General features: G+C 75.1%; 9 protein-coding genes. 7 read left to right on the forward strand and 2 right to left on the reverse strand.

Annotated elements, in window-relative coordinates; all coding sequences use genetic code 11:
- Positions 1-6: 6 nt before the first annotated feature.
- Positions 7-870: an MBL fold metallo-hydrolase gene (locus tag OH807_RS35880; protein WP_406207939.1), complete on the reverse strand. Its 864-nt coding sequence runs from the start codon at positions 868-870 to the stop codon at positions 7-9.
- Positions 871-979: 109 nt separating this feature from the next.
- Positions 980-3,859, reverse strand: a complete 2,880-nt coding sequence (locus tag OH807_RS35885) for an AfsR/SARP family transcriptional regulator (protein ID WP_406207941.1) — start codon at positions 3,857-3,859, stop codon at positions 980-982.
- A 343-nt stretch (positions 3,860-4,202) separates the two neighbouring features.
- Here OH807_RS35885 and eccB point away from each other — a divergent pair, with 343 nt between their 5' ends.
- From eccB to OH807_RS35920, 7 genes are all read left to right on the forward strand, one after another.
- The gene (gene eccB / locus OH807_RS35890; protein WP_406207944.1) at positions 4,203-5,669 is read left to right on the forward strand and encodes a type VII secretion protein EccB; all 1,467 of its coding nucleotides are present in this window, start codon (positions 4,203-4,205) and stop codon (positions 5,667-5,669) included.
- Between the two features lie 90 nt (positions 5,670-5,759).
- Positions 5,760-6,086: a hypothetical protein gene (locus tag OH807_RS35895; protein WP_406207947.1), complete on the forward strand. Its 327-nt coding sequence runs from the start codon at positions 5,760-5,762 to the stop codon at positions 6,084-6,086.
- 36 nt (positions 6,087-6,122) lie between these two features.
- On the forward strand, positions 6,123-6,425 hold the full coding sequence (locus OH807_RS35900) for a hypothetical protein (protein WP_406207949.1): 303 nt from the start codon (positions 6,123-6,125) through the stop codon (positions 6,423-6,425).
- 16 nt (positions 6,426-6,441) lie between these two features.
- Complete coding sequence (locus tag OH807_RS35905; RefSeq protein ID WP_406207951.1) at positions 6,442-6,801, forward strand: hypothetical protein; 360 nt, start codon at positions 6,442-6,444, stop codon at positions 6,799-6,801.
- Positions 6,802-6,892: 91 nt separating this feature from the next.
- Complete coding sequence (locus OH807_RS35910) at positions 6,893-9,214, forward strand: hypothetical protein (RefSeq protein WP_406207953.1); 2,322 nt, start codon at positions 6,893-6,895, stop codon at positions 9,212-9,214.
- Positions 9,215-9,353: 139 nt separating this feature from the next.
- Entirely contained in the window at positions 9,354-9,800 is a 447-nt protein-coding gene (locus tag OH807_RS35915) for a YbaB/EbfC family nucleoid-associated protein (protein ID WP_406207955.1), read from the forward strand.
- A complete protein-coding gene (locus tag OH807_RS35920) occupies positions 9,793-10,092 on the forward strand; it encodes a hypothetical protein (protein WP_406207957.1) in 300 nt (99 codons plus the stop codon). The genes OH807_RS35915 and OH807_RS35920 overlap by 8 nt, the downstream gene beginning before the upstream one ends.
- Positions 10,093-10,129: the final 37 nt, after the last annotated feature.

A 10,129-nucleotide genomic window follows, 5' to 3' on the forward strand; every position in this document is an offset into this window, starting at 1 on the left:
GGTTGTTCACGCCCCTCGTCCGCCCCGGTCGTCCGCCCGCGGCGGGTGTCCGGGGAGCACGAGGTCGGCCGGGTCGTGCGCGCAGATCAGGCGCACCTCACCGGCGTGGTCGCGGCGCAGCCCGCGGAGCCGGGCCAGGGTCTCCAGCCGGCCGCGGTTGTCGAGGGCCGCAAGACGCTGGAACGCGGCCAGCCCCGGCGGGCGGCGCGGCCCGGCCGGGTCGGAGTCGGCCCGTGAGAAGTAGGCGTCACCGCAGTGCAGCAGCCAGCCGCCGGCGCCGTCGCGCACGGCGACGCCGCAGTGCCCCCGGGAGTGGCCGGGCAGCGGGACGAGCAGGAAGCCGGCGGCGTCGTCCGGCTGCACGGGGATCGCGCCGAACCCGAACCAGTCCTCGGTGGCGGCGTCCGCCCGGTGTTCCGCCCAGCGCGGGCCGTGCGCCCACTGGGCGGCGCGGTAGCGGTCCCGCTCGGCCCGGGTCGGCGGTGCGAGGGCGGCCCGCAGCTCGTCGGCGAGGACGTGGATCCGGGCGTGCGGGAAGTCGCCGATCCCGCCCGCGTGGTCGGGGTCCAGGTGCGTGAGCACGATGTGGCGCACGTCGCGCGGGTCGTGGCCCAGCGCGCGGACCTGGTGCAGCGCGGTGGTGGCGGCGGCGAGCCGGGGCCGGGCCGCTGCGCGCAGCGTCCGCCCGAGCCGGCGGGGGTCGGCGACGTCGGCGGTGCCGAAGCCGGTGTCGACCAGGGTCAGCCCCCGGTCGCCCTCGACGAGCAGGCAGTGTGCGGAGAGCCGCCCGACCAGCGGCCCGCCGCTGCCGATCAGCAGTCGGCCGCCGATCGGGCACATGGTGGCGCAGTCCAGGTGGTGGACGGTCATGTCGTCTCCGGGGAGGGTCGGCGGGCAGGGTTCAGGGGGTGTTCACGGGGGCGGGGTTCACGGGGGCTCAGCGGCCCGGGGGCCCGGGCGGCCGGGTGCCGCCCGGGGGTCAGGCGATGCGCAGGCCGCCGCGCGGGCGGGCCGCGCCCGCGGACCGGGCCGGTGGCCGGGCGAGCCGCAGGTCCAGGCCCTCGGCCTGGCCGGCGTCCCCGTGCTCGGTGTAGAGCGCGTCCGCCGCCCGCAGGTGCTCGCCGGCCTCCGCCGTCCGGCCGGTGCCGGTCAGGAACTCCGCGAAGTGCCGCCGGGTGAGGGCGTGCAGCCGCACGTTCCCGGTCGACCGGCAGAGGTGCAGCGCCTCCCGCCAGACCTGCTCGGCGGCCTCCCGCTCACCCAGCGAGCCGAGGGCCAGCGCCTCGCTGACCATCGCCCACAGGTGGGCGTTGGCGGTCGGGTGGCCGGAGAGCAGCGCGCGGGTCTCCCGGGCGTGCTCCAGCGCGGCCGAGGGCTCGCCCAGCAGGACCTTCAGGGCCGCCGCGTTGCTCAGCACGGTGGCCGCGTGCTCCTGCAGCCCGCTCGCCCTGATCCGGTCGAGGGTCTCCGCCGAGAGGCGGTCGGCCCCGACCGGGTCACCGGAGAGCGCGGTCATCGAGGCCCGGACGGAGAGCGCGTGGATGTGCAGCTCGCCGTCCTCCGGCACCGTCCGGCCGACCGCGCGCCCGGCCAGCGGCAGCGCCTCCGCGACGCGTCCGCTGGAGCCGAGCGCGCACGCCGTGGCCGTCTCCATCGCGGCGAGCCCCTCCCGGCCGCCGTCCAGCCGGGCGGCCCGCAGCCCGACCCGCAGGCAGTCCAGCCGGTCGGTGACCCGCCCGGCGCCGTAGTACAGCGTGGCGGTCGAGCGGGCCAGCCGCCAGGCGCGCTCGTACTCGCCGCGCTCGGTGGCGGCGCTCACCAGCGCGCGGAGCACCGGCTCCTCGGCGTGGCACCAGGCGAGCGTGGCCGGCACGTCGCCGAGCCGGGGCAGCGCCAGCGGGCCGGGGCCCGGCGGCCGGTACGGCCGGTGGAACGGGTTCAGCCGCCGGACGGCCTGCCCGGCGGCGACCAGCTCGTAGTCGACCAGGCGGCGGAAGGCCCGGCGCTGCTCGTCCGCGGGGAGCCCGGCGAACAGTTCGGCGCCGAACAGCCGGACGAGGTCGTGCCGGCCGAAGCGGCCGGGCAGGTGCTCCGTCAGCAGGTGGTGGGCGGCGAGCGCGCCGAGCGCGTGCCGGCCGCCCTCGCCGTCCGTGCCGAGCAGGGCCGCCGCCGCGGGCGGGTCGATCTCGGTGCCGGGGTGGGCGGTCAGCAGGGCGAGCAGGCCGCGGGCGTCCTCGGGGAGGTGGTGGTGGGTCAGCGACAGCGCCGTCCGGACGCTGACCACCCCGCCGCCGGTGCCCAGCCCGGCGAGCCGGGTGTGTTCGTCGGTCAGCTCGGCCACCAGATCGGCGATCCGCCACCCGGGGCGCGCCGCCAGCCGGGCGGCGACGATCCGCAGGGCCAGCGGGAGCCGCTCGCAGAGCTCGACCAGCCGCGTCGTCGCCGCCGGTTCCGCGGCCGTCCGCTCGGCGGTCAGCCGGCCCGCCAGCAGGCGGTGCGCGTCGGCGGCGGGCAGCGCGGGGACGTGCAGCAGGGCCGCGCCGTCGCTGACCACCAAGTCCTCCAGGCTGTTCCGGCTGGTGATCACGGTGGCGCAGCCGGGCCCGGACGGCAGCAGGTCGGCGACGTCCTCGGCGGCGCGGGCGTTGTCCAGTACGAGCAGCAGCCGGCCGTCCCGGGTCCGCTCCCGGAACAACGCCGCCCGGCCGGCCCGGTCCTCCGGGACGGCCGACTCGGGCAGGCCCAGCGTCCGCAGCAGGCGGCCCAGGACCCGGGCCGGGTCCTCCGGGCCGGCCGGGTCGAAGCCGCGCAGGTCCGCGAAGAGCAGGCCGTCGGGGAAGCCGGCCGCCGCCCCGTGCGCCCAGCGCAGCACCACGGCGGTCTTGCCGACGCCGGCCGGGCCGGCCACCACGGCCAGGCCGTCGCCGCTCCGTTGCGGGCCGCACTGCTCCGCGAGCCACTGCTGCTCGGCCCCGCGGCCGACGAAGCCGCGCGGCGGCCCGGGGACGTGACCGGGCCCCGGACCGGTGGGCGCGGTGGGCGCGGTGGGTACGGGGGACGTGGTGGGTGCGGTGGGTGCGGGGGGCGTTGCAGGTGCGGTGCCGGGCGGGGTGGTCGCCGTGCCCGCGCCGCGGTCCGCCGTCAGGGCCGCGGCGAGCGCCTCCTGTAGTGCCGGCCCCGGCGCCACCCCGAGCTCCTCGGCCAGCACGGCGCGGGCCCGGTGGTAGACGCGCAGCGCGTCGGGGCCCCGGCCGTCCTGCACCAGACAGCGCATCAGCAGGGCCACCAGCGGTTCGCGCAGCCCGTCCGCGAGGACGGCCTGTTCCAGTGCGGGCACGGCCGTCCGGCCCTGGCCGAGTCGCAGCCGCCGCCGCGTCCAGGCGGTCAGCGCCTCCGTCCGGGCGCCGTCGAGCCGGTCGGCCAGTGCGTCGCGGAGCGGCGTGGCCGGGAGGTCGGCGAGTGCCGCCCCCCGCCACCGGCCGAGGGCCTGTTCGAGCAGCGCGGCGGCCGTGGCGTCGTCGGCCGTACCGGTGGCCCGCTCGGCGAGCACGGCGACGGCCAGCGCGTCGACCTCCCCGGGATCGCCGGTGAGCCGGTAGCCGGGGGCGCGGGTGAGCAGCGTGAACCCCGAACCGTCCAGGGCCTTGCGCAGCGCTGCGACGTGCCCCTGGAGGGCCGCCTTCGCCCGGGCCGGCGGCTCGTCGGCCCAGAGCAGTTCGCAGAACCGCTCGACCGGTACCACCCGGTCCAGCTCCAGGGCCAGCAGGGCGAGCACCGCCCGCCGCTGTGCGCCGCTCACCACGGCGGTGGTGCCGTCCGCGTGCCGCAGCTCGACCGGGCCGAGCAGTCGTATCCCCATCGTCCTCGTCCCGCCCGTCCCACCGGTGTCGTTCGTCCCGCCGCCCGGCCGGCCGCCCCGGGCGCCTCGGCCACCCCGGGCGCCCGCGTCGCGTCGGGCGCGGCACGTCGTGACCGCGGGGTCCGAGCAGCCTACCGGCGAGTAGCAGCCCGGCGGCACCCCGCCGTCCGACGGGGGACGGGCCCGGCCGGGCGCCCCGTCCGGGCGGTCACCGGGCCCGGGTGAACTCCCCGGGCCGCCGGGGCCGTACAGCGGGGTGGGGGCGTGCTCCGGCGTCCCGCAGGCGGGGCGCGGTCCGGCGTTCCCGCCCGGTTCCGGCCCGGAGCACCCAGGGAGGAACTGGATGCAGTCCCGACGCGACCAGGTGCAGGCGCACCTGTTCGTGATGAGCAGGCTCGCCTCCGGCATGCTGCGGGCCGAGCCCGACGCGCCCGACACCCCCACCGGCCGCACCACCCGCGGCACCCTGACCGGGCTCGCGGTGGCCGTGCTGATCGGGCTCGGGGTCACCGTCTACGGGATGGTGAAGCCGGGCGGCAGCACCGACTGGGCGGCCCCCGGCACGCTGGTGGTCGTCGAGGAGAACGGCGCCCGCTACCTCTACCTGGGCGGGCAGCTGCACCCGGTGCTCAACGACACCAGCGCCAAGCTGGTGGCGGGCGAGAAGATGGTGGTCAAGCAGGTCGCCCGGGACACCGTCGCGGCGGTGCCGCGCGGCGGACCGGTCGGCATCGTCGGCGCCCCCGACGGCCTGCCCGCGGCCAAGGGTCTCGCCGGCGCCACCTGGCTGGTCTGCGGCACCACCGAGCCGGGCCCCAACGGCCCCGGCAGCCCGCCCGTCCCGCGGCTCTCCCTGCTGGTGGACCCGGCCCGCGAGGGCAAGGCGCCGGCCGCCGGGCAGGGCGTGCTGGTCAGCACCCCGGACGGTGCGGTGCACCTGCTCTGGCAGGGTCAGCGGCTCCGCGTCGACACCGCCAACTCGGCGCTCCAGGCCCTCGGTTACGCCGGCACCACGCCGTTCCCGGTGTCGGCCGGCCTGGTGAACGCGCTGCCCGCCGGCCCCGACCTGGCCGCCCCCGCGGTGCCCGGCCGCGGCAGCGCCGGGCCGACCCTCGCGGGGCGGCCCACCAAGCTCGGGCAGCTCTTCGACACACCCGGCGGCGCCCACTACGTGCTCACCCAGGAGGGCCTCGTCCCGCTCAGCAGGACGCGCTTCGAGCTGCTGCGCGGCGATCCGCGCACCCAGCGCGAGGCGTACGGCAAGGACGCCCCGGTCGCCGCGTCGATCGGCGCGGACGACCTCGCCGCCCACACCGCGCCGTCCGCGGCGGCCGGTCCGGCCGCCGCCGGGCTGCCCGAGGCGCCGCCCGGCCTGGTGGTGCCCGCGCGCGGCGAGGCCGTCTGCGCGGACCTGCACACCGGCGCCGGTGCGCCCGTCGGCACGGTCACCGTCCTGGCCGGTGCCGACGCGGCGGCCGCCCGCCCGCCCGCCGCCCAGCCCGGGGTGACGGCGGCCTGCCCGGTCGCGGACCGGATCGCCGTCCGGCCCGGCCGCGGCGCCCTCGTCCGGGCCCTGTCGGGCGCCGGGACGGGTGCCACCACCTACCTGGTCACCGAGGGCGGCGTGAAGTACCCGGTGCCGTCCGCGCTCGCCCTCAAGCAGCTCGGCTACGGCGAGACCGCCGCGGCGGGCGTCCCGGCCGCCGTCCTCGGCCTGCTGCCGGTCGGCCCGAGCCTCGACCCCGCCGCCCTGGCGGACGGCGCCGTCGCCGCGCCGACAGCCCCGGCAAGCCCGCCGGTGTGCGGGTGAACCGCCCCGCGGAGGGCGCCCGTTGACCCTGATGACGCGTGTGCGGGGCCGCGCCCGCGGCCCCGTGAGCAGACGGAAGGAGCACCAGCGATGTCCACCCCTCCCATGTTGGTCAAGGAGGACGAGGCGATCCGCCAGGTCCTCGCGAGCCTGGAGACGCAGATCGAGCACATGGTGACCGCCGGCCGTACGGTCGAGCGGATCAAGGAGGAGGTCGCCGCCGGTTACATCTCCGGGGCGAGCAGCACCTTCCAGGGGAAGATCGAGGACTGGATGCGCCGGTACAACACGGTCATCGGTGCCTTCGAGCACTTCGTCCAGAGCACCCAGGGCGCGAACCAGATCCTCACCCAGGCCGAGGACGACGCCAGGGCGCACGCCGCCGACGGCATCTACGACGGGCTGCAGGGCGCCTGACGGCCCGGCGGAAGAAAGAACGAGAGGAGTACAGCGATGCAGTTCGGAAACATCCACCTCCACCACGAGACGGTGGCGCAGGCGGTCCAGGAGCTCCAGAAGGCCGGGTCCATGATGTCCGGCAACCTCGACACCCTGGTCAAGCAGCTGGGAAACGTGATCGACAACGGCCACTTCCAGGGTGCCGCGGCCGTCGCGTTCGAGGAGTTCTCCCGCGTGGTGACCGCCAACGAGAAGCAGATGGACGACGACATCACGGCCGCGGCCGGGACGCTCGCCACCATGCACCAGATCATGGTGCAGTCGGACACGGACGCCTCCAAGGGGTTCAGTCACTAGTCGGGGGTGACCGCGCATGAGTAGCGAAACCATCAAGGTCTCGCTCCCCGGCCTGGAGGAGTTCGCGGGAAAGCTGTTCGCCTTCGAGGTCGAGGTGAGCACGCAGAAGGCCGACCAGGGCAACACCGCGCCGCTGCTGCCCGGCAGCGACTCGTACACCCCGGCCGCCTCGTTGCGGAAGGCCTACGAGGACTACAAGACGAGCGTCATCGGGGCCCTCGGCAAGCTCCATGACGACGTCGACCGCCTGAGGATGGATCTGCTGAAGGCGAAGCTGAGGCTCGGAGAGGGGGAGCACGACTCCCTCACGGAAGCGCAGATGCTGGACTTCCTCAAGGACCTGATGGGCGGTACGGGCACGAACACGACCGCCTGACGACTCGACCGACGGCCGGGCGACCGTGACGGTCCGCCCGGCCGTCGGTGCGAAGCAGTCCAATCCGTTCCCAACCATCGGGATGAATACCATGGCAGCACCGCAGTCCTACCCCTGGGAGAACATGCTCAGGGCCTTCGCGGGCACGGACCACAGCACCATCACGGACCGTGATGCCGTGGTCTCCCAAAAGTGGATCACCGGCCACATGCTGACGACGACCTTGAAGAGCATCAACGACAAGCGCAAGGTCAAGGGCAAGGTCAACGGCGATGCGGTGGCCGGCTACGACATGTGGGCCGAGTGGGTCTATCCGGCGGGATCGGGCCAGGCCCAGTACAGCACCCTCCTGGGCGTCACGTGCAACTGGCCGTTCTGGGACGACCCGGGTACGGGGGAGAAGGACAGCCCCCTCGGGAGCTTCGGGCACGCCGCGGACGAGGTCCTGGGGAAGTTGCTGTGGGGCAGTGCCCTCGCCAACGACAAGACCAGCGAGGCAAGTTTCACCGCTGCGGTGGCGAGCATCAGGCAGCTCGAAAAGTGGATCACCGACCAGCAGGTGAAGCTCCGGGACTGGGCCGATGGCGTCGACGGTGCGGGCAGTGACTTCCAGGGCAGTGCGGCCGGCCGTCTCAAGGAGGTCCTGGTCGGGCTGAGGGGCGAGTTCGACGAAGTCCAGATCCGCCTCGGCGGTACGGGCGACCTGATCGCGAAGCAGCTCGAAACGGCCCGCGACGCGCTGCACACGGCGGTGCTGTCCCTCTACGACAAGGGTTACAACGCCTGGGGGGGTAAGCCCACGTACGCGGGGACCGGCCAGTGGATACTCCAGCCGGAATCGCAGAAGGACAATCCCGAGTCGTGGCGCTGGCCGCACGCCTGCGTGCGGTACGCGTTCGCCATCGGCGTCGCGCAGTTGACGCCCACCCTCAACGCCAACAAGAGCAGTGCCACGTTCGCGGTTGCCACGGCCACCGACGGCACTCCCTTCCAGACCGGCATACTCGTCCCGCCCACGGACATGGCGGGTGACGGCTTCATCGACTGGCTGGAGACGACGGCCGTCAACAGGTGGAAGAGCTGGGTGGTGGAGAAGCTCGACAAGGCGGCGACCGATGCCAATGCGGTCCTGACGCCGATCTACAACACCACCAGCGGCTATCTCGGCACCTTCGCCCCGCCGACGATCACCTTGCAGATCGAGCCGCCCAAGCCCGGCCCCGAGGCCCCGCCCCCGCCCGGAGGCGCCGGCGGAACGGGCGACAAGGGCCCGGACCTCGGAACGGGGGACAAGGGCGGAGGGCCCCCGCCGCCGAAGACCGACATCGGCCCGCCGCCCCCCGTGAAGGGCGATCTCGGCGGAATCGGTGGCAACAAGGGGAACACCGGCGGCATCGGCGGGATCGGGGGCATCGGCGGCGGCGGCGGAGGCCAGGCACCGCTGCTCGACAAGAACGGCAAGCCGCTGCTGGACAAGAACGGCCAGCCCCTGATGGTGCCGCCCGGCACCAGGGTCAACGCCAAGGGCGAGCTGATCGGGCCCGACGGCAAACCGCTGCTCGGCACGGACGGGAAGCCCCGCCACGTACCCGCGGGCACCACCGTCGGGCAGCCGGCGGCCACCGGGAACGGGAACGTGTTCAAGGTCCCGGTCGGGTCGAAGGTGAACGACGACGGCACGGTGACCGGCCCGGACGGTGCCAAGCTGATCGACGCAAACGGCAATCCGGTCGTGCTGGGCAAGGGCTCGACCATCGACAAGGACGGCGTCGTCCGCGACCAGGCCGGCCGGCCGGTCTCGCCGCTGGAACAGCTGCTGTCGGACGAGGAGCAGGCACTCGCCGCGCGCCGCGGCTCGACCGGGGGCGTGTTCACCGGCGGCGGCGGGACGGGCGGCGTGTACACCGGTGGTGGCGGCACGGGCGGCGTGTACACCGGTCTGCCCAGCTCGCTGGGCGGGCTGGGGGACGGCTTCGGAACCGGCCGCACGAGCGGGGTGCGCGGCACCGGGACGGACCTGTTCGGCGAGTCCTTCGGCGGCGGTTCGGGCGTGCGCACGACCGGCGGCATCGCGGCCTCGGGGCCGGCGTCGCTGGGCGTGGGCGAGAAGATGGCCTCCACCCTCGGCCTGCCAAAGAGCACCGCCGCGATGGCCGAGGAGGCGGCGGCGACGCGCGGCGCCGCCCAGCGGGCCGCCGCGGCGACCGCCGCGGAGGAGGCCGAGCTGATGGGCCGCCAGGTCTCCACCACCGGTGGCGCGGGCTCGCCGATGATGCCGCCGATGGGAGGCGCCGGAGCGGGCGCCGCGGGCGGCCAGGGCGAGAAGGACCGGCAGCGCACCACCTGGCTGGCCGAGGACGAGGAGGTCTGGGGCACCGACACCGGTGGCGTGACCGGCGTCATCGGCCGCTGAGCGGCCTCCTGCCGACCGGCCGAACCTCCGGGCCGGGTCCGTCCGTAGTACGGAACGGACGACCCACAAGCCGACGTGTTCCGGGCGCCGCCCCCGCGGGGCCCGGAACACGTCCCGGGATGAGACGGAGGTGCCGGCGATGGCGTTCTCGTACGCCGAGCAGATCGAACAGGCCATGAACGAACTGGCCGAGCAGCAGGCGAAGATGACCGCTAAGGCCAAGGAGCTGGAGGTGGCCACCGCCTCGGTGACCTCCAAGGACCGGATGGTCACCGCGGTGGTCGGGGCGCAGGGCCAGGTGGTCTCGCTGACCTTCCACACCTCGGCCTACCGCTCGATGGCACCGGCCGAGCTGAGCCGGGTGCTCGTCGAGGTGCTGAACACCGCCCGCGCCGACATCGGCGAGCGGGTGATCGAGGGGATGAGCTCGTTCAGCGGCCTGGACGAGCTGCTGCGCAGCTCGATGACCGGCGGGACCGAACTGGACGACCTGCTGGAGCCGTTGCGCGCGATGCGGCCCGGTCACGCCGACGCGCTGGCGGAGGAGCGCCGCAAGCGCGAGCGTCAGGAGGAGTTCCGTGGCTAGGGAGCTCACCGCCCTGGAGGACCTGGACAAGGCGTTCCGCAACTTCCGCCCGATGTCGGCGCTCGTCGACGGCATGGTGCTGAAGGTCGACGAGATCGACAACTTCAACAAGAACTCGGCCGGCAACGACGACATCGGGAAGGAGTACCACAAGAACGCCGACAAGCCGACCGCCGTCCTGATCTCGCTGATCAAGCGCGTGCGCAAGACGCTCGACAGCGCCGGGATGACGGGAGAGCAGGCCGCCGCCCTGTTCAGCAACGCCGACGACGACGCCAGCAGCGTGGTCTGACGCACCGCCGTCCGCCCAGCACCGGCCCGCGGCCGGG

It is taken from the genome of Kitasatospora sp. NBC_01560, assembly GCF_045208415.1.
Taxonomy (GTDB): domain Bacteria; phylum Actinomycetota; class Actinomycetes; order Streptomycetales; family Streptomycetaceae; genus Kitasatospora.